At 68.8% G+C, this 23,227-nt stretch carries 23 protein-coding genes; 12 read left to right on the top strand and 11 right to left on the bottom strand.

All coding sequences use genetic code 11. The features are described 5' to 3' along the window. Positions 1-4: 4 nt before the first annotated feature. From AC1DMQ_RS11395 to flgF, 5 genes are all read right to left on the bottom strand, one after another. Positions 5-514: a hypothetical protein gene (locus AC1DMQ_RS11395; RefSeq protein WP_477033674.1), complete on the bottom strand. Its 510-nt coding sequence runs from the start codon at positions 512-514 to the stop codon at positions 5-7. Between the two features lie 129 nt (positions 515-643). Continuing rightward, positions 644-1,360, bottom strand: a complete 717-nt coding sequence (gene flgH, locus AC1DMQ_RS11390) for a flagellar basal body L-ring protein FlgH (RefSeq protein ID WP_477033673.1) — start codon at positions 1,358-1,360, stop codon at positions 644-646. A 14-nt stretch (positions 1,361-1,374) separates the two neighbouring features. After that, entirely contained in the window at positions 1,375-2,130 is a 756-nt protein-coding gene (gene flgA / locus AC1DMQ_RS11385; protein WP_477033672.1) for a flagellar basal body P-ring formation chaperone FlgA, read from the bottom strand. 4 nt (positions 2,131-2,134) lie between these two features. Then, positions 2,135-2,923, bottom strand: coding sequence for a flagellar basal-body rod protein FlgG (flgG, locus tag AC1DMQ_RS11380; protein ID WP_477033671.1), 789 nt, complete (start codon positions 2,921-2,923; stop codon positions 2,135-2,137). Between the two features lie 12 nt (positions 2,924-2,935). Next, complete coding sequence (gene flgF / locus AC1DMQ_RS11375) at positions 2,936-3,673, bottom strand: flagellar basal-body rod protein FlgF (RefSeq protein WP_477033670.1); 738 nt, start codon at positions 3,671-3,673, stop codon at positions 2,936-2,938. Between the two features lie 224 nt (positions 3,674-3,897). Here flgF and fliL point away from each other — a divergent pair, with 224 nt between their 5' ends. The 5 genes from fliL to AC1DMQ_RS11350 are packed head-to-tail and all read left to right on the top strand — an operon-like array spanning position 3,898 to position 9,964. Further along, positions 3,898-4,509, top strand: coding sequence for a flagellar basal body-associated protein FliL (gene fliL / locus AC1DMQ_RS11370; protein ID WP_477033669.1), 612 nt, complete (start codon positions 3,898-3,900; stop codon positions 4,507-4,509). Between the two features lie 27 nt (positions 4,510-4,536). After that, positions 4,537-5,661 (top strand): flagellar motor switch protein FliM, encoded by a 1,125-nt coding sequence (gene fliM, locus AC1DMQ_RS11365; protein ID WP_477033668.1) that lies wholly within the window; start codon positions 4,537-4,539, stop codon positions 5,659-5,661. Beyond that, positions 5,658-6,254, top strand: a complete 597-nt coding sequence (locus AC1DMQ_RS11360; protein WP_477033667.1) for a DUF6468 domain-containing protein — start codon at positions 5,658-5,660, stop codon at positions 6,252-6,254. Before fliM ends, AC1DMQ_RS11360 begins: the two co-directional genes overlap by 4 nt. After that, complete coding sequence (locus tag AC1DMQ_RS11355; RefSeq protein ID WP_477033666.1) at positions 6,251-7,018, top strand: MotE family protein; 768 nt, start codon at positions 6,251-6,253, stop codon at positions 7,016-7,018. Before AC1DMQ_RS11360 ends, AC1DMQ_RS11355 begins: the two co-directional genes overlap by 4 nt. Positions 7,019-7,039: 21 nt before the next feature. Continuing rightward, positions 7,040-9,964, top strand: coding sequence for an endoglucanase (locus AC1DMQ_RS11350; protein WP_477033665.1), 2,925 nt, complete (start codon positions 7,040-7,042; stop codon positions 9,962-9,964). 81 nt (positions 9,965-10,045) lie between these two features. Here the strand turns inward: AC1DMQ_RS11350 and AC1DMQ_RS11345 are convergent, their stop codons facing one another. Next, complete coding sequence (locus AC1DMQ_RS11345; protein WP_477033664.1) at positions 10,046-10,921, bottom strand: sigma-70 family RNA polymerase sigma factor; 876 nt, start codon at positions 10,919-10,921, stop codon at positions 10,046-10,048. 173 nt (positions 10,922-11,094) lie between these two features. On the opposite strand from AC1DMQ_RS11345, the gene AC1DMQ_RS11340 reads away from it, so the two are divergent. The 7 genes from AC1DMQ_RS11340 to pyk all read left to right on the top strand — a co-directional run bounded on the left by AC1DMQ_RS11340 (position 11,095) and on the right by pyk (position 19,467). Further along, on the top strand, positions 11,095-11,397 hold the full coding sequence (locus AC1DMQ_RS11340) for a hypothetical protein (protein WP_477033663.1): 303 nt from the start codon (positions 11,095-11,097) through the stop codon (positions 11,395-11,397). 244 nt (positions 11,398-11,641) lie between these two features. Then, positions 11,642-13,105: a glucose-6-phosphate dehydrogenase gene (gene zwf, locus AC1DMQ_RS11335; RefSeq protein WP_477033662.1), complete on the top strand. Its 1,464-nt coding sequence runs from the start codon at positions 11,642-11,644 to the stop codon at positions 13,103-13,105. Positions 13,106-13,115: 10 nt separating this feature from the next. Further along, positions 13,116-13,808, top strand: coding sequence for a 6-phosphogluconolactonase (gene pgl / locus AC1DMQ_RS11330; RefSeq protein WP_477033661.1), 693 nt, complete (start codon positions 13,116-13,118; stop codon positions 13,806-13,808). A gap of 4 nt (positions 13,809-13,812) precedes the next feature. Then, positions 13,813-15,624, top strand: a complete 1,812-nt coding sequence (gene edd / locus AC1DMQ_RS11325; protein WP_477033660.1) for a phosphogluconate dehydratase — start codon at positions 13,813-13,815, stop codon at positions 15,622-15,624. Between the two features lie 12 nt (positions 15,625-15,636). After that, positions 15,637-16,626 (top strand): glucokinase, encoded by a 990-nt coding sequence (gene glk, locus AC1DMQ_RS11320; protein WP_477033659.1) that lies wholly within the window; start codon positions 15,637-15,639, stop codon positions 16,624-16,626. A 133-nt stretch (positions 16,627-16,759) separates the two neighbouring features. Further along, positions 16,760-17,779, top strand: a complete 1,020-nt coding sequence (locus AC1DMQ_RS11315) for a LacI family DNA-binding transcriptional regulator (protein WP_477033658.1) — start codon at positions 16,760-16,762, stop codon at positions 17,777-17,779. Between the two features lie 257 nt (positions 17,780-18,036). Next, complete coding sequence (gene pyk, locus AC1DMQ_RS11310) at positions 18,037-19,467, top strand: pyruvate kinase (protein WP_477033657.1); 1,431 nt, start codon at positions 18,037-18,039, stop codon at positions 19,465-19,467. Here pyk and AC1DMQ_RS11305 read toward each other — a convergent pair whose 3' ends face one another. The 5 genes from AC1DMQ_RS11305 to AC1DMQ_RS11285 all read right to left on the bottom strand — a co-directional run bounded on the left by AC1DMQ_RS11305 (position 19,468) and on the right by AC1DMQ_RS11285 (position 23,215). Next, positions 19,468-19,770: an antibiotic biosynthesis monooxygenase gene (locus tag AC1DMQ_RS11305; RefSeq protein WP_477033656.1), complete on the bottom strand. Its 303-nt coding sequence runs from the start codon at positions 19,768-19,770 to the stop codon at positions 19,468-19,470. Positions 19,771-19,811: 41 nt separating this feature from the next. Next, positions 19,812-20,507: a Crp/Fnr family transcriptional regulator gene (locus AC1DMQ_RS11300; RefSeq protein WP_477033655.1), complete on the bottom strand. Its 696-nt coding sequence runs from the start codon at positions 20,505-20,507 to the stop codon at positions 19,812-19,814. Positions 20,508-20,769: 262 nt separating this feature from the next. Beyond that, positions 20,770-21,270 (bottom strand): pyridoxamine 5'-phosphate oxidase family protein, encoded by a 501-nt coding sequence (locus tag AC1DMQ_RS11295; RefSeq protein ID WP_477033654.1) that lies wholly within the window; start codon positions 21,268-21,270, stop codon positions 20,770-20,772. Positions 21,271-21,468: 198 nt separating this feature from the next. After that, complete coding sequence (locus AC1DMQ_RS11290; protein ID WP_477033653.1) at positions 21,469-22,602, bottom strand: acyl-CoA dehydrogenase family protein; 1,134 nt, start codon at positions 22,600-22,602, stop codon at positions 21,469-21,471. A gap of 1 nt (position 22,603) precedes the next feature. Next, positions 22,604-23,215, bottom strand: coding sequence for a DsbA family protein (locus tag AC1DMQ_RS11285; RefSeq protein WP_477033652.1), 612 nt, complete (start codon positions 23,213-23,215; stop codon positions 22,604-22,606). Positions 23,216-23,227 lie beyond the last annotated feature (12 nt).

Raw genomic sequence — 23,227 nt, 5'->3', positions numbered from 1 at the left:
GCGGCTACTTCACCCGAACCAAAATCAGCGTCTGGTCCGGCGGGCCGTCCTTGCCGTCGATGTCCTGCTCGACCAGCAGGGTGTCGGGATCGGTGCGGGTGACCTTCATCGATTGATGGCGCGAGCCCTTGTCGCCGTGGGTGGTCACCGTCACCGCCGCCTGGCCGACGCGCTGCACGCTGATGGTCACGAGGTTCAGATTGACCACGGCCTGGGTGGTCGGGCCGTCGAGCACGGCGTGAGCGAACTGCAGGGCCGCGACGCCGGCCTCGTCCACCTCCACCAGGGTCCAGGCCAGGTTCTTGCCGTCGTCGATGGTGACGTCCAGCTCGCCGCTGAGCGGCGCGGGGCCGGTCAGGGCGGTGTTGAACTTCGAGCGCGGCAGGTCGATCGCCCAACGCCCGGTCACGCCCATGGGGCCGCTGAAAGGCTGGGCGCTGGCGACGACGGGCAGGGCGGTCGCCAGCAGGGCGGCGCCGACCAGGGCGGAAAGGGCGCGTGCGCGCTTGTTCATGAGGTCGGCTCCGGAATCAGGCCCGACGAGTCCGGGCGAACGTTGTGACGCAGGGTAATCTGGCCCCGCACGTCCGCCCGATCAAGGAGTCCGCCCAAGAGCCGGGTGGGGCGGGCTGGGCCCAAGTCCTTAGAACGGCGAGAATTTCTCGACCAGCGCCTGGCCGCCCGGGGTCTTCTGGACGCGGCTGATGTCGCCGCGGCCGCCGTAGCTGATGCGGGCTTCGGCGATCTGGGTGTGCTTGATGGTGTTGGCCGAGGAGATGTCCTCGGGGCGCACGATGCCGGCCACGGTCAGTTGGCGCAGCTCGGCGTTGGTGCGCACCTCCTGGGTGCCCTGGATCACCAGGTTGCCGTTGGGCAGCACGCCCGAGACGACGGCGGCGATGGTCAGGCTGATCTTTTCTGAGCGGTTCACCGCGCCGGCGCCGGCGTTGGAGTTGGTCGACTTGGTGTTGACCATGTTGGCCGGGTCGTAGCCGCCCGGCAGAATCTTTCCGAGGCTCGATTCCAGGCCCAGGAAGTTCGGCACGCCCAGCGAGCTGCCGGAGGTGCGCGAGGACGAGGTCTGGTTCTTGGTGTTGGCGCTGTCGTCGATGTCGATGTTGACGGTCACGATGTCGCCGACCTTGCTGGCGCGCTGGTCGTTGAAGAAGGTGCGCGCGCCCGTGCGCCACAGCGAGTTGGCCGAGGCGGCCTGGGGCTGGGCGGCGTATTGCTGGGTCATAGGGGCCAGTTGGGCCGGATAGCCGACGGGAGCCAGTTCCGGGCCCTTCACCGCTTCGGTGACGGTCGAGCAGGCGGCGAGCGGGGCGAGCAGCAGGAGAGCGGCGAGGGCGGGGCGCATCGTGTGTGACCTTCTCAGCGAGCGGCGTAGCGCAGCGTGTTGTTACGGTTGGCCTTCAGGCGCATCGCCTGGGGGCCGACGGCGGTCGAGCCGGGTCCGGTGACCACGGTCTCGATGATCTTCTTGCTGGCGGTGTTCTGGACCATCAGGCTTTCGCCGATGGCCGCGGCCGCCATTGCTTTCCCTTGCAAAGTGAGCGCCACGCCGGCGTCCTCGTAGGTGACTGCGACGATATCGCCCGCCTTGATGACCTGCGGGGTCGAGACGTCGCGCAGGCTGGCGGCCGAACCCTGGCGCAGCGGGCGTTTGACGGTCATGCCGATCACGGCGTCGGCGTCGCGGGGGGCGTCCGACGGGCTGGCGGCCATCTTCACCCAGACCAGGTCTTCCGGCTGGACCATCTCGCCGGTCGCCAGGCTGCGGGCGTAGGCAAGAACTTCCACGTTGCCGCGCGGGGCGCCGGCCAGGCCCCCATCCGAGCCAGAGCCGGAGCCCTGGCGGACGATGATCCGGCGCACGCCGTTGCTGTTGGCCCAGTCCAGGCCGGCCCGACGGGCGGCGATCTGCACCGCGCCGGCGTCCAGCACGGCCGACGGTCCCATGCGGCTGGCGACGACCACGTCCGAGGCCGCGCCGGCCCCGTCGAACAACTCGCCCAGGGTGATGCGGCCGTCGGCGTCGGTGGTGTCGGACCGCAGCGAGACGGTCGTGCCGGCCAGGGCCGGGGTGGCGACCAGCAGGGCGGCGAGGGAAACGATGAGGGCTTTCATGAACTTACGACCTCAGGTTCGAGGTTGCCTGGAGCATCTGGTCGGCCGTGGTGATGACCTTGGAGTTCATCTCGTAGGCGCGCTGGGCGACGATCAGGGCGGTGATTTCGCTGACCGAGTCGACGTTCGAGGCTTCGGTGTAGTTCTGCAGCAGGGTGCCGAAGCCCGGCTGGCCGGGGGCGGCGATGTTGGCGGCGCCCGAGGCGGCGGTTTCCATGAACAGGTTGTCGCCGATGGCTTCCAGGCCGCCTTCGTTCATGAAGTTGGCCAGTTCCAGCTGACCCACGGTCTGGGGCGCCGGGTCGCCTTCCATCTTCACCTGCACAAGGCCGGTCTTGCTGATGGTGGTGGCGGTGGCGTTCTGCGGGATCGTGATCCCCGGCTGGACGGTGTAGCCGTCCTCGGTGACGATCTGGCCCTGGTCGTTGGTCGAGAAGTTGCCGGCCCGGGTGTAGGCGGTTTCGCCCGAGGGCAGCAGGATCTGCAGGAAGCCCTTGCCCTGGATGGCCACGTCGAACTCGTTGTTCGTCATGGACGGCGTGCCCTGCTCGTGGATGCGGTAGACCGAGCCGGCCTTCACGCCGCCGCCGATCTGCACGCCCGTGGGGACCACGTTGCCGTCGCCCGACGACTGCGAGCCGGCCCGCTCGATGGTCTGGTAGATCAGGTCCTGGAACTCGGCCCGTTGGCGCTTGAAGCCCACGGTGTTCATGTTGGCGATGTTGTTCGAGATGACTTCGACGTTCAGCTGTTGGGCCGACATGCCGGTCGCGGCGGTGCGAAGAGCTTGCATCGTTGGTTATCCTTACTGCGGCTTGCCCAGGCGCTCGACGGCGCTCCGGGACAGTTCCGAGGTTTGATCCATCATCTTGGCCACGCTCTCATAGGCGCGGCTGACCTCGATCAGCTTGGTGATCTGGGTGATCGACTGGACGTTGGAGGCTTCCAGCATGCCCTGATGGACCTTGGCGTCCGGGGCGGCCTGGGGCGTGTCGTTGGTGGTGTTGCGATAGAGGTTGTCGCCGTCCTTGCGGAACGTCGCCAGGTCGGTGGGGCGCACAATGGCGATCTTGCCGAGCTGCTCGGCGCCCTGGCTGACCGTGCCGTTCTTGCCGACGGTGACCGGGCCCTTCAGCGGGTCGATCAGGATTTCGCCGCCGCCTTCGTCCAGCACGGCCGCGCCGTTCTGGGTGACCAGCTTGCCGTCGGGAGCCATGGTGAAGCGGCCGTCGCGGGTGTAGCGCTCGCCGCCGGCGGTGGAGACCTTGAAGAAGCCCTGGCCCTCGATGGCCAGGTCGAAGTCGCCGCCCGTCTGGGTCAGGGCGCCTTGGCCGAAATCACGCGCCACGCCATCGTCCAGCACGAACTTCACGGGATACGAGCCGCCGTTGGTGCGGGCCGGCTTGGCCGGCTCCGTGCGGACCATCAGCTCCTCGACCTTGAAGCCGGTCGTGTTCGCGTTGGCGATGTTGTTCGCGACGATGTCGAGTTCGCGGCGCAGGGTCATCTGCCGCGAAAGTCCCACATACAGTGCGTTGTCCATGACCGGTTACCGAGACGGCTGGCGCGACAAATGCGCCGCAAGTCTGCAAGCAACCCTCGTGCCAACTCGAAAAGATTAGCAATTTCAACGATAATGAAGGTTAACGCGACCTCTGGGACGGAGTCTGCCGGGCAGATTCAGCCTGCGGCGAAATGGCCTTCAAAAGACATCGTTAACCATGCTCCACGCATGAGTAGATCCATAGATTCCAAGGAACCGCGCGCGTGGCCACCAAACCCCCCAAGGATGCACCCGCCCCCGAAGGCGAAGAGGGCGCTGTCGAGGGCGAAGCTCCGGCGAAGAAGAAGCCGCCGATGATGATCATCATCGCGGCCGCGGCGGCCGTCGTGCTGGTCGGCGGCGGCGTGACCACGTTCCTGCTCCTGAAGCCCAAGCCCGAAGCGCACGGCGAGGCGGGCCACGAAAAGCCGAAGAAGAAGGAAAAGAAGAAGGAAGAGAAGGGCGGCCATGGCGGCGGCGGCGAGGCCGCGCCCGTGGCCGGCGCCCCGGTGATCAAGGAAGGCCCCGACGGCGTGGTGTTCTACACCCTGCCGGACATCGTCGTGAACATGCAGGCCGCCGACGGCCGCTCGACCTTCCTGAAGCTGAAGCTCACCTTCGAACTGCCCGACGAGGAGACGGCCGAGCACCTGACGCCGAACCTCCCGCGTCTGCAGGACATGTTCCAGACCTTCCTGCGCGAACTGCGTCCGGAAGACCTCAATGGCAGCCAGGGCAGCTATCAGCTGCGCGCCGAGCTGCTGCGTCGCGTTAATCTGGTCGCCGCGCCCTCCAAGGTGAACGCGGTGCTGATCGAGGAGATGCTGATCAACTAGCCCTCGGGCTGGTTGAGGCGAACCGACATGGCTGACGAAATCGACGATCAGGCCGCGATGGCCCAATGGGCTTCGGAAAACCCGCCGGCGGACGCCGGCGGCAACGAGTTCGGCGACTTCAGCGGCGGCATGGGCGGCTGGGACGACGGCGGCGGCGACGGCATGGGCGCCGAGCGCATCCTGAACCAGGACGAGATCGACAGCCTGCTGGGCTTCGACATGTCCGGCGACGGCAATGACGACCGCACCGGCATCCGCGCCATCATCAACTCGGCCCTGGTCTCGTACGAGCGCCTGCCGATGCTGGAAATCGTCTTCGACCGCCTGGTGCGGTTGATGACGACGTCCCTGCGCAACTTCACGTCCGACAACGTCGAGGTCAGCCTCGACAACATCAGCTCGATCCGCTTCGGCGACTATCTGAACTCGATCCCGCTGCCCGCCATCCTGGCGGTGTTCCGGGCCGAGGAGCTGGACAACTACGGCCTGCTGACGGTCGACTCCAACCTGATCTACTCGATCGTCGACGTGCTGCTGGGCGGCCGTCGCGGCACCGCGGCCATGCGCATCGAAGGCCGTCCCTACACCACCATCGAACGGGTGCTGGTGCAGCGGATGGTCGAGGTGGTGCTGCACGACGCCAAAGCGGCCTTCGAGCCCCTGCACCCAGTCGCGTTCAGCCTGGACCGCCTGGAGACCAACCCGCGCTTCGCCGCCATCGCCCGGCCGGCCAACGCCGCGATTCTTGTGAAGCTTCGGATCGACATGGAAGACCGCGGCGGCAGAATCGAGCTTCTGCTGCCCTATGCGACCCTCGAACCCATCCGGAAGATGCTGCTGCAGCAGTTCATGGGCGAGAAGTTCGGTCGCGACAACATCTGGGAAGGCCACTTGGCCACCGAACTCTGGACGACCCAGATGGAGGTGCGCGCCGTGCTCGACGAGCAGCAGCTGCCGCTTTCCAAGGTCCTGGACCTGAAGGTGGGCGACACCCTGATGCTGAACGCCACGCCCGACAGCCCCGTGGAGCTGCGCGCCGGCTCCATTCCGCTGACCCGCGGGCGCATGGGCCGCCGCAACCACTCGATCGCCGTGCGGGCCGACGCGCCCCTGACCCCGGCGGCCAAGAAGGCGGTTCAGAAGCTCAAATGAGTCTGACGGCCATCGCCCTCAACGGTCTGCTGGCGGTCCTGCTGCTGATCGCCCTGGCCTTCGGCGTGCGCCTCGAGCGCCGGCTGAAGGCCCTGCGCGACAGCCACGAGGGCTTCGCCAAGGCCGTGGCCGACCTCGACCGCGCCGCCATGCGCGCCGAGCAGGGCCTGGCCGACCTGCGCGCCGCCACCGACGAGGCCGCCGACACCTTGTCCGACCGCATCACCAAGGCCCAGGCCCTGGCCGTCCAGCTGGACGAGCGCCTGAACCGGCCGATGGTCACCCCGCCGCCCGCGACGACCCGCGCCGCCGTCGAGCCGCGCTCCAGCGAACCTCGCGCCGCCGCGCCGCGTCCGATGCGCGCACCGGAACCCGAGCTTCCGCCGGAAACCTCGCGCCGCCTGCGGGCCGAGGACTTCGAGAAGCTGCTGGACCGCGAGGCCCGCATCCCCCGCGACGCCCCGCCGCCTTCCGCCGCGCGCTCTTCCGCGCCAAAGGAAACTCCGCGTTCACGGGCGCGGATAGATGATGACCTGTTCGAGGGCCCGGAAGATCCGCCGCGCCCCGGTTCGACCTTTAGGGGCCGTCGATGAAAAATATTCCGCGCATCCTGCCGATCATCGGGGCCACCGCTGTCGGCGTGCTCGCCGTCAACGCCCTGGCGGGCGCGAAGTCCATCCCGGACATGCTGAGCGGCGCCAAGGCCTTCGCCGAGGGCACGGCCAAGGCTGACGGCGAAAAGGCGACCTCGGCCGCCGACGCCGGCAAGGACGCCGCCGCCAGGACGCCGCCGCCGATCTGCGCGCCCTCGGCCAGCGACCTGGCGAAGGAAGCCGGTCTGTCGCCGGCCGAACTGCGCGTGCTGCAAAGCCTGGGTCAGCGTCGCGGCCAGCTGGACCAGCGCGAGCAGGACATCGATGTCCAGCTGCAGCTGCTGGCCGCCGCCGAGGGCAAGCTCGACGCCAAGATGAAGGCGCTGAACGGCATGAAGGGCGAGATCCAGGGCCTGCTGGGTCAGGCCGACGCCCAGAAGGAAGCCGAGTCCCAGCGCATGGTGACGGTCTATTCGGCCATGAAGCCCAAGGACGCCGCCGCCCGCATGAGCGTGCTGGACGACAGCGTGCGCCTGCCGATCGCTTCCAAGATGAAGGAGCGCACGCTCAGCATGATCCTGGCCAACATGTCGCCGAACGACGCCAAGATCCTGACCGAGCGCCTGGCCAACCGCCTGTCGTCCGAAGCCATCGCTAAGCAACGCGCCGCGCTGGCCGCCGCCGACAAGCCCGCCGCCGACGCTCCCGCGCAAGCCGCGGCCGCGCCGCTGGCCGGCGCCAGCCCGGCCAAGAAGGCCGGCTAGGACAGGAGCGAAAGCGGGGGCATGAAGCTGGGGGCGTTTCTGAGATCGACCGTCGCGGCGATCTGCATCCTCGGGGTCGCGACCCCGTCGATGTCGATCTCGGCCGAGCCGCGTCACGCCTCTCCATCTGCTTCAAACAAGTCTGCTCAACACAAGCCCGCGCCCCGTAAAGCCGCGCCTCGCAAGGCCGCCGCGCCGGCCGGTCTGCAGGTTCGGATCGCCCAGGCTCCCGACTTCACGCGGCTGGAGTTCCCCGGTTCGCGCGGCATGCAGGCCCGGCGCGAGGGGACGGCCGTCGTCCTGCGCTTCCCGCGCGACGCCAATCCCAATCTCTCGTCCCTCAACGTCGGCCCGCCCCGCCTGGTGAAGGGCGCCCAGGCGCGCCATGTCGGCGGCGTGGTCGAGATCGTGGTCGCGCTGAGCGAGAACGCCGACTTCCGGGCCGGCAACGCCGACGGCGACGACTTCATCAACCTGTTCATCCGCCAGGAAACCGCCGCCGCGGCCCCGGTCCCGGCGGCGACCGTGGTGTCGCAACGTCCCAATCCGATGCCGGCCGGCGGCGTCGTGCCGGTCAAGCTGGAGAAGGTCTCGGGCCAGATCCAGCTCAGCTTCGACTGGGCCAATCCGGCCGGCGCGGCCGTGTTCCGTCGCGGCGAGGCGGTCTGGGTGGTGTTCGACGCTCCCGCCCGGCTGGACATCGGCAAGCTGCCCCTGAGCACGCCGCAGTACCGCAACATCCAGGCCTTCAAGGGGCCCGACTACGCGGCGCTGCGCATCAGCACGCCGCAAGGCGCGCCGTTCTACGCCGACGGCGTCGGCTCCAACTGGACGATCGCCCTGGGCGCGGGAAACCAGGACTCGCCCGACCTGATCCGCGTGGCCCGGGACGACAACGCCACCCCTGCCACCCTGACCGCCAACGTGGCCGGCGCGACCAGGATCGCCTGGGTCTCGGACCCGGCGGTCGGCGACCGCCTCGGCGTGGTCACGGCTCTCGCGCCGTCCAAGGGCCTGCCGTCGCGCCGCGACTATGTCGAGATGGCCCTGCTGCAGTCGGCCACCGGTCTGGCGGTCGAAAGCTATTCCGGCGACCTGCAGATGACCTCGGACGGCGACATCGTCCGCATCGGCCGGCCCAAGGGCCTGCTGCTGTCGTCGACCTCCAGCGGCCAGGCCCTGGCCGACGCCGGGGCCGGCGCGCCCCAGGCGATGGCGATGCCGGCCCTGATCGATCCCGAACACTGGGCCAAGACCGGATCTGGCGGGTTCATGGCCCGCTACGACGCCCTGCTCGGCGCGGTTCCCGCCGCCGGCGGCCCCGAAGGCAAGGGCGACGACACCGCCGCCCGCATGGCCCTGGCCCGCTTCCTGGTCGGCTCGAACCTGTCGTACGAGGCCATCGGCGTGCTCAACGCCGCCGGACGCGCCCAGCAGACCCTGATGGGCGACGGCGAATTCCGCGGCCTGCGCGGCGTGGCCAAGGTGATGGCGCGCCGGTACGCCGAGGCCGAGACCGACTTCGCCTCGCCGGTCCTGAACGACGATCCCTCGGCCGCGATGTGGCGCGGCTACATCGCCAGCAAGACCGGCCAGTGGACCGACGCCAACCAGCGGTTCGCCGAAGGCGCGCGCGCCCTCAACATGTTCCCCGCCCTGTGGCAGGCCCGCTTCCTGGGCGCCCAGGCCGAGGCGGCGGTCGGCGTCGGCGCGCCCGAGACCGCCATCCGCCTGATCAACCAGGCCCTGAAGCTGCCCAACATCCCGGTCGAGGATCAACTGGAGCTGCGGCTGACCCTGGCCAAGGCCTTCGAGGCCAAGAACGACTCCCGCGCCCTGCCGGTGTTCCAGGCGATCTCCCGCTCGGGCATCGACCGCCTGGCCGCGCCCGCCACCCTGCACGCCATCCAGCTGCGCCTGGCCAAGAACCAGATCAGCGCCGACGTCGCCGCCAAGGGCCTGGACGCCCTGCGCTTCCGCTGGCGCGGCGACGGGGTCGAACTGGACACCATCCGCGCGCTGGGTCAGCTGCAGATCAAGCAGGGCCGCTATCGCGAGGCGCTGGAGGTGCTGCACTCGGCCAGCAACGTGCAGTCCGACCTGCCGCAGGCCGTGGCCCTGCGCAACGACCTCAACACCACCTTCCGGACCCTTTTCCTGGACGGCCTGGCCGACGGCATGCAGCCGATCCAGGCGGTGGGCCTGTTCTACGACTTCCAGGACCTGACCCCGATCGGCGCCGACGGCGACCAGATGGTCCGCAACCTGGTGCGCCGCCTGGTCGACGTCGACCTGCTGGACGAAGCCGCCAAGCTGCTGAAGTACCAGGTCGACAACCGTCTGAACGGCGTGCCCAAGGCCCAGGTCGCCACGGACCTGGCCTGGATCTACCTGATGGACCGCCAGCCCGAGAGCGCGCTGGACACCATCAACGCCACCCGCACCACGATCCTGCCGCCGGCGCTGAACGCCGAGCGCCGCCTGGCCACCGCCCGCGCCCTGATGGGACTTGGCCGCTACGATGCGGCGCTGGAGGTGATCGAGAGCGACAAGGGCCGCGACGCCGAGGATGTCCGCGCCGAGATCGCCTGGAAGCAGCACACCTGGCCCCAGGCCGGCGCGCTGTACGAGCGCGCCCTGGCTGACCGCTGGAAGACGCCGGGGCTGCTGAGCCCGGCCGACGAGTCCAAGCTGCTGCGCTCGGCCGTGGCCTTCAGCCTGGCCGACGACGACGCCTCGCTGGGCCGCCTGCGCCAGCGCTACGGCGGCTTCGTCGACGGCGCGCGCAATCCCGACGGCCTGCGCGTGGCCCTGGCCGGCGCCGATCCGGGCGCCCTGTCCAGCACCGACTTCAGCAAGGTCACCGCCGACAACGAGGCCTTCAACGGCTGGGTGGCCAAGATGAAGGACCGCTTCCGGGCCCAGGCGAGCAACCGAGGCGTTTAGAGCCTGCCTTAGCAGGCTCTACTTCAAACATTTAGAGCGTGACAGACGCCGAAACCGGCATCCACTTTCGGCTGTCACGCTCTAGGTTCGCGCTATCGCCAGGCTGTCCATGACGTACGGCGCGTAGAAGTAGTCGTGGATCGCGGCGATCTCGCCGGTGTCCCAGTCCAGCAGCACCACGTAGCGCACGGCGGCCGTCGGATCGGCCGGATCGCTGACCAGCAGGGCCAGGCGGCCCTCGGCCATGCCCGCCTCGAACCGCCAGCCCGAGGTCGAGGCGTAGTGGGTGAAGTAGACCGAGACGTCCTTGCGCCCTTCGATCCGCCGCCGATTGGCCAGGTCCAGCCGCACGTCCTCGCTGAGCAGGGCGCGCAGGGCGTCGAAGTCGCGGGCGTTGAAGCGGTCGGCATAGGCGCGCAGCCGCGCGCGTTCGGCGGCGTCCAGGCGGGGAGGGGCGACGTCCGGTTCCTCGGCCAGGTCCTTCAGGCGCACGCGGCCGCGATGCAGGGCGGCCTTGGCGGCCGCCAGGGTGAAGTCCAGGAGTTGGGCGGTTTCGTCCAGCGAGTGGCCCAGCACATCGATCAGCACCACGCACGAACGCTGGGCGACCGGCAGGCGCAGCAGCACGGCCAGGCTGGCCGTCGCCGCCACCCGGGCGTCGGCGGCCGCGACCGGATCGACGATTTCGCTGAACGTCTCGTCGAGAAGGGGCTGGCGCTTGCGGCCGCGCAGGGCGTCTAGGGCGGTGTTGTGGGCGATGCGGAACAGCCAGCGGTCGGGATGCTCGATCGGCTCGGCGGCGGGGTAGGCGAGCGCCGCCTTGGCCAGGGCCTCCTGCACCACGTCCTCGCCGTCGAAGGCCGAACCGACCATGCGCGCGCAATAGCGATGCAGGCTGGGGCGCAGCTCCGCCATCAGCTGGCTGAACGCCTCCGGAGCCAGGTTGCCGTCCGCCATGTGCCGTCCTCTTCGCGCCGCCCGAACGACGGGCCCGTCTTCATGACGACGCGCGACCCCGAAAGGATTCGCGGTCCGGGAATATTTCTCCGACCGAATCCTTCGCATCGGCGGCCGCGTCCTTGGTCATGACGGACGCATTCCGCGCCGTCGCAATCCAAGGATCCAAGACCATGCAGAGGGTTACACTGGTGCGCTACGCCGCCAAGCCGGATCGCGCCGACGAGAACCAGGCGCTGTCGCTGGAGGTGTTCGACGAGCTGAAGGCCGTCCGGCCCGACAACATCGCCTATGCGCTGTTCCGCGACGGCGTCGACTTCGTCCATCTGTTCGTCAACCTGTGCGACGACGACGCCGGCGTGCTGACCGACCTGCCCACGTTCCAGGCCTTCGCCAAGGACGTGAACGACCGCAGCGAAGCGCCGCCGGAGGCCACGCGACTGAGTCTGAAGCTGCTGGCCTCCTACGGCCTCTAGAGAACGATTCCACCTTTTCACCCTGCCCACGCGGTCGCCTCTTGCGGAGGCGGCCGCGTTTTGCCTGCCCAGAGGTGAACCTTCGCGCGCGAAAAGCGATTGGTCTTCTGGCGGCGCCGCCCCAAACCCCTTAGTTAGACGCCGCGCGCGCGGTCCTGTCGGGACGTCGACAGGGACGTCCTAGGGGGCCGCTTGCATTGCTCCGACGGGCGTGTCATGACAACGTTGTCATAGGGTGGAAACATTGACCAAAGAGACGAACGCCGATCAGACCGGCCGGGAAGTGCTGGTCCTGCTGGGTGGCGCGGGCGACCTGGCCCTGCGCATGCTGCTGCCTTCGCTGTATTTTCTCGAAGTCGATCGCCTGCTGCCGCACGATCTGCGGATCATCGGCCTGGCCCGTCACGACCACGACGCCGACAGCTATCGCAAGCTGGTGCGCGAGCAGTTGGGCAAGCGCGCCGCCGTCGAGGAATCGGCGTGGAACCGCCTGGCCGCCCGCCTGGACTACCTGTCGGTCGACATCACCAAGGAAGAGGGCGCCAAGGCGCTGGCCGAAAAGGTCGGCAAGCACGGCGACCTGGTCATCTACTTCGCCCTGTCGCCCAGCCTCTACGGCTCGGTCTGCACCGCCCTGCAGTCGGCCGGCCTGACCGGTCCCCAGACGCGCCTGGTGCTGGAAAAGCCGATCGGCAAGGACTTCGCCAGCTCGTGCGTCATCAACGGCGCGGTGGGCGCGGTGGTCGACGAGAGCCAGATCTTCCGCATCGACCACTATCTGGGCAAGGAGACGGTCCAGAACCTGACCGCCCTGCGCTTCGGCAACGTGCTGTTCGAGCCCCTGTGGGACAACAAGCACATCGACCACGTGCAGATCACCATCGCCGAGACCGAGAAGGTCGGCGAGCGCTGGCCCTATTACGACGAGTACGGCGCCCTGCGCGACATGCTGCAGAACCACCTGCTTCAGCTGCTGTGCCTGGTCGCCATGGAGGCCCCCTCGGGCTTCGATCCGGACGCCGTCCGCGACGAGAAGGTCAAGGTGCTGCGCAGCCTGCGCCCCTTCACCAAGGCCAATGTCGCCCACGACACCGTGCGCGGCCAATATGTGGGCGGCGTGGTCGAGGGCACGGCGCGCGAGGGCTATCTGGACGAGGTGGGCAAGGGCTCCAAGACCGAGACCTTCGTGGCCCTGAAGGTCGACATCGACAACTGGCGCTGGGCCGGCGTGCCGTTCTTCCTGCGCACCGGCAAGAACCTGCCCGACCGCCGCACCCAGATCGTCGTGCAGTTCAAGCCCGTGCCGCACAACATCTTCGGCGTGGCCGCCCAGGCCGAGACCAAGGCCAACCGCCTGGTCATCGACCTGCAGCCGGACGAGGACATCTCGCTGACCGTGATGACCAAGCGCCCGGGCTTGTCGGAAGAGGGCATGCGCCTGCAGTCGCTGCCGCTGTCCCTGGCCATGAGCGCGGCCGGCAGCCGTCGACGGATCGCCTACGAGAAGCTGCTGCTGGACGTGTTCCGCGGCGACCGCACCCTGTTCGTGCGGCGTGACGAGGTCGAGCAGGCCTGGAAGTTCGTGGACGGCGTGTCGGCCGCCTGGGCCGAGGCCAAGATCGAGCCCGCGCCCTACGCCGCCGGCACCTGGGGTCCGCACAGCGCCTCGGCGCTGATCTCGCCGCAAGGCCGGGCCTGGAACGAATAGGGTGAGCGTAATGACCCTCCCCAAGATCGAGGCCTTCCCGTCGCGCGAGGCGCTGTACGACGCCGCCGCCTCGGTCGTGGCCTCGGCCCTGACCGAGGCTGTGGCCAAGCGCGGCCAGGCCGGGTTCGCCGCCACCGGCGGCTCCACGCCGGCCCCGGTCTATGACCGCCTGGCGACGATGACGGTCCCCTGGGACAAGGTCGTGGTCACCCTGACCGACGAGCGCTTCGTGCCGCCGTCCGATCCCAGCAGCAACGAGGGGCTGGTCCGCCGGCACCTGCTGCAGGGCGAGGCGGCCAAGGCCGGCTTCGCGCCGCTGTTCTTCGACGGCGTGGCCCAGGACGAGGTCGCGGCCAAGGCCGAGGCCGGCGTCGCCAAGGCGCTGCCGTTCGGCGTCACCCTGCTGGGCGTCGGCCCGGACGGCCACTTCGCGTCGCTGTTCCCCGGCAATCCGAAACTGGCGGAAGGGCTGGACCCCAAGTCCGAGCGCACCGTGATCGCCGTGCCGCCCGGCCAGCCGGCCCCGGACCTGCCCCGGATCAGCCTGACCTTCCAGGCGTTGATCCAGTCGTCGCTGATCGTCCTGCTGATCACCAGCGCCGCCAAGAAGACGTTGCTCGAAGGTCCGGTCGATCAAGCCTTGCCGATCGCCGCGATTCTGAACCAGGACCGCGCCCCGGTCCGTATCCTGTGGGCGGAGTAGCACCATGGCCATGCATCCCGTAATCGCCGAAGTCACCGCGCGGATCATCGAGCGCAGCCGCGACACCCGCGCGACCTATCTGGCCAATCTCGACGCCGCGGCGGCGGCCCAGCCGGGCCGCGCCAAGCTCAGCTGCGCCAACTGGGCCCACGCCTTCGCCGCGTCACCGGCGGTGGACAAGGTCCGCGCCCTGGACGTCAACGCTCCCAACCTGGGCATCGTCTCGGCCTATAACGACATGCTGTCGGCCCACCAGCCGCTGGAAGAGTACCCGGCGCTGATCAAGGACGCCGCGCGCGAGGTCGGGGCCACCGCCCAGTTCGCCGGCGGCGTGCCGGCCATGTGCGACGGCGTCACCCAGGGCCGTCCGGGCATGGAGCTGTCGCTGTTCTCGCGCGACGTGATCGCCATGGCCACGGGCATCGCCCTGACCCACGACGCCTTCGACGGCGCGCTGTACCTGGGCGTTTGCGACAAGATCGTGCCGGGCCTGCTGATCGGCGCCCTGACCTTCAGCCACCTGCCGGCGATGTTCGTGCCGGCCGGCCCGATGACCTCGGGCCTGCCCAATTCGGAAAAGGCCCGCATCCGCGCCCTCTACGCCGAGGGCAAGGTCGGCCGCGAGGAACTGCTGGCCGCCGAGAGCGCCAGCTACCACGGCCCCGGCACCTGCACCTTCTACGGCACGGCCAACACCAATCAGATGCTGATGGAGCTGATGGGCCTGCACCTGCCGGGCTCGGCCTTCGTCCATCCGCACACCCCGCTGCGCACGGCGCTGGTGAAGGAAGCCGCCAAGCGCGTGGCCGCCATCACCCACAAGGGCAACGACTGGATCCCGGTCGGGCGAATGATCGACGAGAAGGCCGTGGTCAACGGCGTGGTCGGCCTGATGGCCACCGGCGGCTCGACCAACCTGGCCCTGCACCTGGTGGCCATGGCCCATGCGGCCGGCATCATCCTGACGCTCGAAGACCTGGACGATATCTCCAAGAACACGCCGCTGCTGGCCAAGGTCTATCCGAACGGTTCGGCCGACGTGAACCAGTTCCACGCCGCCGGCGGCATCCACTTCGTGGTCAAGGAACTGCTCAAGGCCGGCCTAGCCCACGAGGATGTGCTGACGGTCGTTGGACAGGGCCTGTCGCGCTACACCCAGGAGCCGATCCTGGTCGATGGCGAGTTGGCCTGGCGCGAGGGGGCCGAAGAGTCGCTGGATCTCAACATCCTGCGCCCGGCCTCCGATCCGTTCAGCCCGGAAGGCGGCCTGCGCCTGCTGACCGGGAACCTCGGTCGCGGCGTGATCAAGGTCTCGGCCGTGAAGCCCGAGCACCAGGTGATCACCGCCCCGGCGGCGGTGTTCCAGGAACAGGAAGACTTCATCGCCGCCTTCAAGCGCGGCGAACTCGACCGCGACGTCGTGGTGGTGGTGCGCTTCCAGGGGCCGTCGGCCAACGGCATGCCCGAACTGCACAACCTGTCGCCGTCGATCTCGGTGCTGCTGGACCGCGGCTTCAAGGTGGCCCTGGTCACCGACGGCCGGATGTCGGGCGCCTCGGGCAAGACCCCGGCGGCCATCCACGTCACGCCGGAAGCGGCCAAGGGCGGGGCCCTGGCCTATGTCCAGGACGGCGACGTGATCTCTCTGAACGCCCACACGGGCGAACTGAAAATCCTGGTGGACGAGGCGGTTCTTCGCGCTCGCACGCCGGCGAGCGTCCCGGCGTCCAAGCCGGGCTTTGGGCGGGAACTCTTCGGCTGGATGCGGGCTGGGGTCGGCGCGGCCGACCACGGCGGCTCCGTGCTGTTTGCTTAGGACGTGAAGACTATGAGCGGTTTGAACTCCATCGGGCTTGGCCTGGTCGGCGACATCGGCGGAACCAACGCGCGGTTTGCCCTGGTCGATTTCGATGGGGCCGATCCCCAGCTGATCGAACCGACGTCCTACAAGGGCGAGGACTACGAACAGGCCGAGGACGCGGTCGAAGCCTATCTGGCCAAGATGGGGCTCAAGCACCCCGACCAGGCGGTCGTCGCCGTCGCCGGCCCGATCGAGCACGGCGCCGTGCACTTCACCAACAGCGACTGGAAGCTGTCGGAAGACGGCCTGCGCCGGGCCGGCGGTTTCCGCACGGCCAAGCTGATCAACGACTTCACCGCCCAGGCCCTGGCGGCCCCGCGCCTGACCCCCAAGGACCTGCGCCAGATCGGCCCGCTGCAGACCTCGGGCGAGGGCGACCTGGCGATCCTCGGCCCGGGCACCGGCTTCGGCGCGGCGGGCATGGTGCGCCGGCACGGCGTCGAGACGCCGCTGACCACCGAAGGCGGCCACATCGCCTTCGCGCCGTTCGACGACACCGAGATCGAGATCCTCCGCGCCCTGACCAAGGAGCACGGCCGCTGCTCGATCGAGCGCATCCTGTCGGGCCCCGGCATCGAGGACCTGCACGTGATCCTGGCCCGGATCGAAGGGCGCGAGGCGCAGGCCCTGACCGCCAAGCAGATCACCGAACACGCCGTGGCCGGCGACGCCTGCTGCAAGGTCACGATCGACCGGTTCTGCGCCATCCTGGGTTCGGCGGCCGGCGACCTGGCCCTGGCGCTGGGCGCGCGGGGCGGGGTGTTCATCGCCGGCGGCATCGCGCCGCGGATCATCGACCTGCTGGAGCACGGCCAGTTCCGCGAGCGATTCGAGTCGAAGGGCCGGCTCAGCGGCTACACCAAGGACATCCCCACGCATGTCGTCATGAACCCCCACACCGCCCTGATCGGGGCGGCCGTGGCCATGACGCCGGACGGTCGCGCGGCCATTTCATAAGGCTTTTCGTCCGGTCGGGCCCGTTTCCGATCGCTCAAGGCGAGATTTCCGCTTGAGGTGGGCTCGCCTTGACAAGGCTGTCATGCCTTTATTGCGTCGCTTGTCGATTTTCCGACGCTTCGCGAGGCCGGTCTTGAGTTCCAAGGTTACGATCCACGAGGTCGCCCGCATGTCGGGCGTATCGATCAAGACCGTTTCGCGGGTGCTGAACCGCGAGCCGAACGTGAAGAACGACACGCGCGTGCGGGTGCAGGAAGCCGTCGCGGCCCTGAACTACCGACCCAACATCTCGGCCCGCAGCCTGGCGGGGTCGAAGGCCTATCTGATCGGCGTGTTCTTCGACAACCCGAGCCCCGCCTACGTCACCGACGTGCAGCTGGGCGCGATCGCCCGCTGCCGGGAAGAGGGCTACCACCTGATCGTCGAGCCGCTGGACTCGACCGGCGACGTGGCCGCCCAGGTGGAGCCGATGCTGCACACCCTGCGGATGGACGGCGTGATCCTGACCCCGCCGGTCTGCGACAACGTCGCGGTGCTGGACGTGCTGGAAGCCGAGGGCGTGCCCTATGTGCGGCTGTCGCCCGACCAGGACCTGGACCGCTCGGCCCACGTGCGCATGGACGACGTGCGCGCCGCCTACGAGATGACCGCCCACCTGATCGGCCTGGGCCATACCGACATCGGCTTCATCAAGGGCCACCCCGAACACGGCGCCTCGCACCTGCGCTACGAGGGCTATGTCGCGGCGATGAAGGAGCACGGCCACGCCGTGCGCGAGGAGCATGTCGAGCAGGGCTGGTTCTCGTTCCGCTCGGGCTTCGAGGCGGCCGAGCGGCTGCTGAACCGGACCGACCGCCCCACGGCGATCTTCGCCTCGAACGACGACATGGCCCTGGGCGTGATGGCGGTGGCCAACCGTCTGCGCCTGGAGGTGCCGCAGACCCTGTCGGTGGCCGGCTTCGACGACACGCCCGGCGCCAAGGTGGTCTGGCCGCAACTGACCACGGTGCGCCAGCCGATCCAGGCCATGGCCGCGGCCGCCGCCGACCTGCTGCTGACCGGCGCGACCCGAGCCGAGGGCGACGCGCCGCCGCCTTCGCGCCTGCTGGATTTCGAGCTGGTCGTCCGGGAATCCACCGGCCCGGTGGGCTAGGATTCGGGGACGCCGAGCGACCCGAACCCGCTTCGAGCGTTGATCTCTCCAAGCTTGCCGTTCCCCATATTTTCTTATGGAGGTGGAAAGCCTTTGGAGTTGACGCTAAGTCAGCGATGGCGAATCCAGGCTCGGACCGCTAGACAACGTTGTCAGGTGCGAAATTCGAGAATGACGTTCGCCCAAAGCAAATCCTTTCCGCTCTGCGGTATTTTCTGCCGCATTGCAGCATTTTCTAGCCTCTCCGGAGCAGGTTCATGATCCGCGCGCGCCGCTCCCGCATTGTCGCCACCATCGGTCCGGCCAGCAGCTCGCCGGAGATGATCATCACCCTGGCCAAGGCCGGGGCGGACGTGTTCCGCCTGAACTTCAGCCACGGCAGCCACGACAACCACGCCGCCTCGTACAAGTTTATTCGTGACGCCGAAAAGGTCGTCGGCCGCCCGCTGGGCATCCTGGCCGACCTGCAGGGCCCCAAGCTGCGCGTGGGCAAGTTCTCCGATGGTCCGGTGACGCTGAAGGCCGGCCAGGCCTTCCGGTTCGACAACGACCCGACGCCGGGCGACGAGACGCGCGTGCACCTGCCGCACCCCGAGATCCTGGTGGCCATGCGCCCCGGCGCGACCCTGCTGCTGGACGACGGAAAGCTGCGGATGACGGTGACCGACGCGGGTCCCGGCTACGCCAACACCACGGTCGTCAACGGCGGCAAACTGTCGGAACGCAAGGGCGTGGCCGTGCCGGACGTCGTGATCCCGATGTCGCCGCTGACGCCGAAGGACCGCGAAGACCTGGCCTTCGCCTTGCGGCTGGGCGTGGACTGGATCGCCCTGTCGTTCGTGCAGGCGCCGGAAGACATGGCCGAGCTGCGCCGCATCGTCGAAGGCCGCGCCGCCGTGCTGGCCAAGATCGAGAAGCCCCAGGCCCTGGAAGTGCTGGGCCCGATCCTCGACCTCTGCGACGGCGTGATGGTGGCCCGTGGCGACCTGGGCGTCGAGATGGCCCCCGAAGAGGTGCCGGTGGCCCAGAAGGTCATCCTGCGCGCCGCCCGCGAGCGCGGCATTCCGGTGATCGTCGCCACCCAGATGCTGGAGTCGATGACCAGCTCGCCGACCCCGACCCGGGCCGAGGCCTCGGACGTCGCCAACGCCGTCTACGAGGGCGCGGACGCGGTCATGCTTTCCGCGGAAAGCGCAGCGGGCGACTATCCCGAAGAGTCGGTGGCGATGATGAGCCGCATCATCGAGCGGGTGGAGCGCGATCCGCGCTGGCCCGAGCTGATGCAGGCCGAACAGCCGCACAACGACGAGGACGCCGACGTCCTGGTGGTGGCCGCGGCCCAGGCCGCCAAGGCCGGCTCGACCAAGTGCCTGGTGGCCTTCACCACCACCGGCGCCACCGCCCGCCGCCTGTCGCGCGAGCGGCCGCTGCAGCCGGTGCTGGCCCTGTCGCCGCGCATCGAGGCCGTGCGCCGCATGTGCCTGGTCTGGGGCGTGGAGGCCCGCGTCAGCGGTCAGCCCGACAGCCTGGAGGTCGTCACCTCGGACGCCGTCGCCAAGGCCGTCGAGCTGAAGCTGGTCGGGCCGGGCGAGCGCGTGCTGATCGTCGCGGGCACGCCGTTCGGCGCCCCCGGCGCGGCCAACCTGCTGCGCCTGGCCCACGCGCCGTTCCCGACCCGCAAGCGGTAGCTACTCGTTCACAGCCTCGTAGTGCCGCACGCGGGGTTCCTTCTCGATCAGGAACTCGGCGTCGAAGTCGTAGTACTTGGCGTGCTCGAAATCCTCGCCGGCGAAGCGTTTGACGGCGTCCAGATCGGTCCAGAAGGTCAGCATCTCGAAATGCGTGATCTCGCCCTCGCGCCGGGTCAGGCACCAGGCGCCGAGGTTGCCGGGCGTCGACTTGTAGTCGGGCAGGGCCACTTCGCGCATCAGGGCCAGATAACGGTCGGCCAGGGCGGCCGGCACCCGGCCATGCCAATTGCGGACGATCATGCGGGCCTCCTCTCCAACGCGTCGTTGGAGATGGGGAGGCTTCAGCCGAAGGGAAGCGGCAGCAGGCGCTCGTAGCCCCGGCGGACGGCGGCGTAGCACTCGCAGGTCATGGCCTCGAGACCGGCCCGGTCGAGGATGTCGACGACGCCGCGGCGATAGCGGATCAGGCCCTTGGCCTGCAGCGAACCAGCCACGGCGGTGACCGTGGTGCGCTGGACGCCCAGCATGTCGGCCAGGAATTCCTGGGTCAGGCTGATGGTGTCGCCGTCGATGCGATCGCGGCACGACAGCAGCCAGCGGCAGAACCGGGCCTCGACCCCGTGCAGGGCGTTGCAGGCAACCGACTGGATCGCATGGCCGAACAGCGCCTCGTTGTGACGGTCGACCAGGTCGCGCAGGGTGGGGCTGCGCACCCAGGCGTCGTGCAGGGCCGAGGCGCTGATCCGCGAAGCGACGCCGGGCGCCTGGACGATGGCCCGCACCAGCGACTGGCGCGGCGCCACGGCGGCCATCAGGCCCAGGGCGCCCTCGCGGCCCACTGTCGCCGACTCGATCGCCGCGCCGTTCTCCATCAACGTCATCAGCGAGATGACGCAGTCGTGCGGGAAATAGATGACGTCGACCGGATCGCCCGGCTCGCAGAGATGTCGGCCCTTTTCCAGCTCATGTTGGGTGAGATGGGGCGCGATCAGCCCGAAATCCTCGGACGGCAGGGCGGCGAGCAGACGATTTTTCAAAGGTGCGACGGTCCCGTCGAGCGAATCGATCACCGGTATGCGGTAAAGTTTGAAGCTATAGGTTGGAACTCGCATCGGTGCTGTCGAGTAGTCGACACAAATGCAGAACACCTGATAGGGTTCAGAACGCGCTATTGATTGCGTCGGGAACCCGACATTACAGGAACAGTTGATAACGCTGTCGCTTTGCGCGAAGCGCACGTCCTAAGTGAACTTTCGCCAGCGAATGTCGAAAGCGAATTTGCTTCTCGAGGGCGGGCGCCTATCCCAGGCTGATGTGGGCCTTGTCGCCCAGGTCGGGCGGGCTGTCGGTCAGGTTGGCCTTGGCCACTTCCCAGGCGAAGCGGATCGCGCCGCCCTTGAAGATCCACAGTTCGGCGTCCTTGGCGTCCAGCCGCAGCAGGGTCAGGGACGGGTCGTCCTTGCCGTCCGGAAACCAGGCCGCGACCATCGGATTCCAGTACTTGTCGATGCGGGCGGTGTCCCGCGCCGTGGACAGCACGCCGCCGATGCAGGCCTGGAAGTCCTGGTCCTTGGCCTGGACGATGAACATCGCCTGGGCCCCGCCGCCGGCGCTCTTGGCCAGATCGGCGTCGGCCTTGGTGAAGAACCAGATCTGGCCGCTCTCGGGCTCGGCGAAGGCGGTCATCGGCTGGAAATGCTGGTGACTGTCCGTCAGGCCCAGCATGCCGAACCGGGCGTGGTCCAGCTCCTTCCAGAGGCGCTGCTCGACGGCGGCCTTGTCGTTGGGATCGGTGCTCATGACGGTTCTTCCTTCTCGCGGGGGAGGAGGGGAGAACTGATCCGATGCGCGCCAGTTCCTAAGGCCTAGTTCGCACTATCGCTTGTCATCCCGGACAAGCGCGCAGCGCGCCGATCCGGGACCGACGCGTGAACTCAGCGCTTCCGGCGGTCCCGGGTCTTCGCTTCGCTACGCCCGGGATGACAACACTGGATTGGATCAGAAACCCGACAGCTTGGCGTAGCGGTCGCGGTGGAACGACGCCGAGCCGAACAGCGCCTCGGCGACGCGGGCGCGTTTCATGTAGAGGCCGGCGTCGTGGGCGTCGGTCATGCCGATGCCGCCGTGCATCTGGACCATCTCGTTGGACGCCAGGTGCAGGACTTCGGACGCCTTGGCCTTGGCCAGCGAGGCCAGCAGGCGCGTGTCCCCACCGGCGTCGGCGGCTTCCAGGGCGGCCTCGACGCAGGAGCGGGTGGTCTCAAGGTCGGTGAACAGCTTGGCCGCGCGGTGTTGCAGGGCCTGGAAGGTGCCGATCACCTGGCCGAACTGGGTGCGGGTCTTGATGTAGTCCAGGGTGATCTCGAAGGCGGCCGTGGCCGTCCCCAGCATTTCGGCCGCCAGGCCGGCATAGGCGCGGTCCAGCACCGGCTCCAGGATCGCCCAGCCCTTGCCGACCTCGCCCAGCACGGCGTCGGCGCCGACCTCCACCTTGTCGAAGGTGATCTGGGCCGCGCCGCGGCTGTCGACCAGGGCCAGGTGCGTGCGGGTCACGCCCTTGGCGTCGCCCGGCACGAGGAACAGGGTGACGCCGTCGCTGTCGCCCGCCGCGCCCGAGGTGCGGGCGGCGATGATCAGCAGGTCGGCGGCCTCGCCGTCGATCACGAAGGTCTTGGTCCCGTTCAAGACGAAGCCGTTGCCCGATTGCCCGCCCGAGAGGGCGATGTTCAGCGGCGCGTGGTGCGAGCCCTCGTCGACGGCCAGGGTCGCGACGGCCTCGCCGGCGGCGATCTTCGGCAGCCACGCGGCCTTCTGGGCGTCGGAGCCGCCCAGCACCAGGGCCGAGGCCGCGACCAGGGCGGTGGAGAGCAGGGGAGAGGCCACCAGGTTGCGGCCGGTCTCCTCCAGGATCAGGCCCAGGCCCAGATAGCCGAAGGCCGAACCGTCGAAATCCTCCGGCACGATCACCCCGGCCCAGCCCATGGCGCCCATCTCGGCCCAGGCCGCCGGGTCGAAGCTCTGCTTGGAGCCGCCGTCGCGCAGCTTGCGCAGGGCGCCGACCGGGGCGCTGTCCTGCGTCCAGCCTTTGGCGGCGTCGCGCAGCATGGTCTGTTCTTCGGTCAGGACGGCCATGTCAGGCTTGCTCCAGGTTCTGATGACGGACGGCCCAGTCGAGGGCCTGTTCGAGACGGTCGTTGCCCCAGAAGAGCTCGCCGTCGGCGGTGAGGAAGGAGGGCGCGCCGAACAGGCCGCGCTCCTGGGCCTGGCGGACATGGTCCTTCAGGCGGGTCTTGATGGGATCCGTGGCGGCGGCGGCCAGCACCGCGTCCGGCCCGGCGCCGACCGAGGCGATCAGCGGGGCCAGCACCTCGGGTTTCGAGATGTCCTGGTCGTCGACGAAATTGGCCGTGTAGACCGCGCGGCTGAAGGCCGGCGTCCAGCCGTCCTCCAGCCCGCAGATCGCCACGCGCGCCGCGAGAAGCCCGTTGCGGGGGAACTGGCTGGGATGGACCAGGGGCAGGCCCTCCATGTCGCAGACCCGCTGCAGGTCGCGCCACATGTAGTCGCCCTTGACCGGGAAGGCGTTGAACGGGCTGTCGTTCAGGCCCTGCTGGTCGTGCATCAGCGGCCCCAGCAGGAACGGCCGCCAGGCCACGACCACGCCGGCCTGCTGCGCCAGGCGCTCGATGCGCATGGCGGCGGGATAGCTGTAGGTGCTGCCGAACTCGTACCAGAACTCGATCATGGTCTCGCGCCG

The sequence above is a fragment of the Caulobacter sp. 05L422 genome (assembly GCF_056397765.1).
This window is presented reverse-complemented; position numbering and strand designations above follow the sequence as displayed.

What these genes read in the sequence shown, in the direction of transcription:
- AC1DMQ_RS11360 (WP_477033667.1), top strand. Translation starts at nt 5,658, where the DNA reads ATGAGTCTGACGGCCATCGCCCTCAACGGTCTGCTGGCGGTCCTGCTG.
- pyk (WP_477033657.1), top strand. Translation starts at nt 18,037, where the DNA reads ATGATCCGCGCGCGCCGCTCCCGCATTGTCGCCACCATCGGTCCGGCC.
- AC1DMQ_RS11395 (WP_477033674.1), bottom strand. Translation starts at nt 514, where the DNA reads ATGAACAAGCGCGCACGCGCCCTTTCCGCCCTGGTCGGCGCCGCCCTG.
- flgA (WP_477033672.1), bottom strand. Translation starts at nt 2,130, where the DNA reads ATGAAAGCCCTCATCGTTTCCCTCGCCGCCCTGCTGGTCGCCACCCCG.
- AC1DMQ_RS11355 (WP_477033666.1), top strand. Translation starts at nt 6,251, where the DNA reads ATGAAAAATATTCCGCGCATCCTGCCGATCATCGGGGCCACCGCTGTC.
- AC1DMQ_RS11340 (WP_477033663.1), top strand. Translation starts at nt 11,095, where the DNA reads ATGCAGAGGGTTACACTGGTGCGCTACGCCGCCAAGCCGGATCGCGCC.
- glk (WP_477033659.1), top strand. Translation starts at nt 15,637, where the DNA reads ATGAGCGGTTTGAACTCCATCGGGCTTGGCCTGGTCGGCGACATCGGC.
- AC1DMQ_RS11295 (WP_477033654.1), bottom strand. Translation starts at nt 21,270, where the DNA reads ATGAGCACCGATCCCAACGACAAGGCCGCCGTCGAGCAGCGCCTCTGG.
- AC1DMQ_RS11285 (WP_477033652.1), bottom strand. Translation starts at nt 23,215, where the DNA reads ATGATCGAGTTCTGGTACGAGTTCGGCAGCACCTACAGCTATCCCGCC.
- edd (WP_477033660.1), top strand. Translation starts at nt 13,813, where the DNA reads ATGGCCATGCATCCCGTAATCGCCGAAGTCACCGCGCGGATCATCGAG.
- AC1DMQ_RS11290 (WP_477033653.1), bottom strand. Translation starts at nt 22,602, where the DNA reads ATGGCCGTCCTGACCGAAGAACAGACCATGCTGCGCGACGCCGCCAAA.
- fliM (WP_477033668.1), top strand. Translation starts at nt 4,537, where the DNA reads ATGGCTGACGAAATCGACGATCAGGCCGCGATGGCCCAATGGGCTTCG.
- AC1DMQ_RS11305 (WP_477033656.1), bottom strand. Translation starts at nt 19,770, where the DNA reads ATGATCGTCCGCAATTGGCATGGCCGGGTGCCGGCCGCCCTGGCCGAC.
- flgG (WP_477033671.1), bottom strand. Translation starts at nt 2,923, where the DNA reads ATGCAAGCTCTTCGCACCGCCGCGACCGGCATGTCGGCCCAACAGCTG.
- flgH (WP_477033673.1), bottom strand. Translation starts at nt 1,360, where the DNA reads ATGCGCCCCGCCCTCGCCGCTCTCCTGCTGCTCGCCCCGCTCGCCGCC.
- pgl (WP_477033661.1), top strand. Translation starts at nt 13,116, where the DNA reads ATGACCCTCCCCAAGATCGAGGCCTTCCCGTCGCGCGAGGCGCTGTAC.
- AC1DMQ_RS11345 (WP_477033664.1), bottom strand. Translation starts at nt 10,921, where the DNA reads ATGGCGGACGGCAACCTGGCTCCGGAGGCGTTCAGCCAGCTGATGGCG.
- flgF (WP_477033670.1), bottom strand. Translation starts at nt 3,673, where the DNA reads ATGGACAACGCACTGTATGTGGGACTTTCGCGGCAGATGACCCTGCGC.
- AC1DMQ_RS11350 (WP_477033665.1), top strand. Translation starts at nt 7,040, where the DNA reads ATGAAGCTGGGGGCGTTTCTGAGATCGACCGTCGCGGCGATCTGCATC.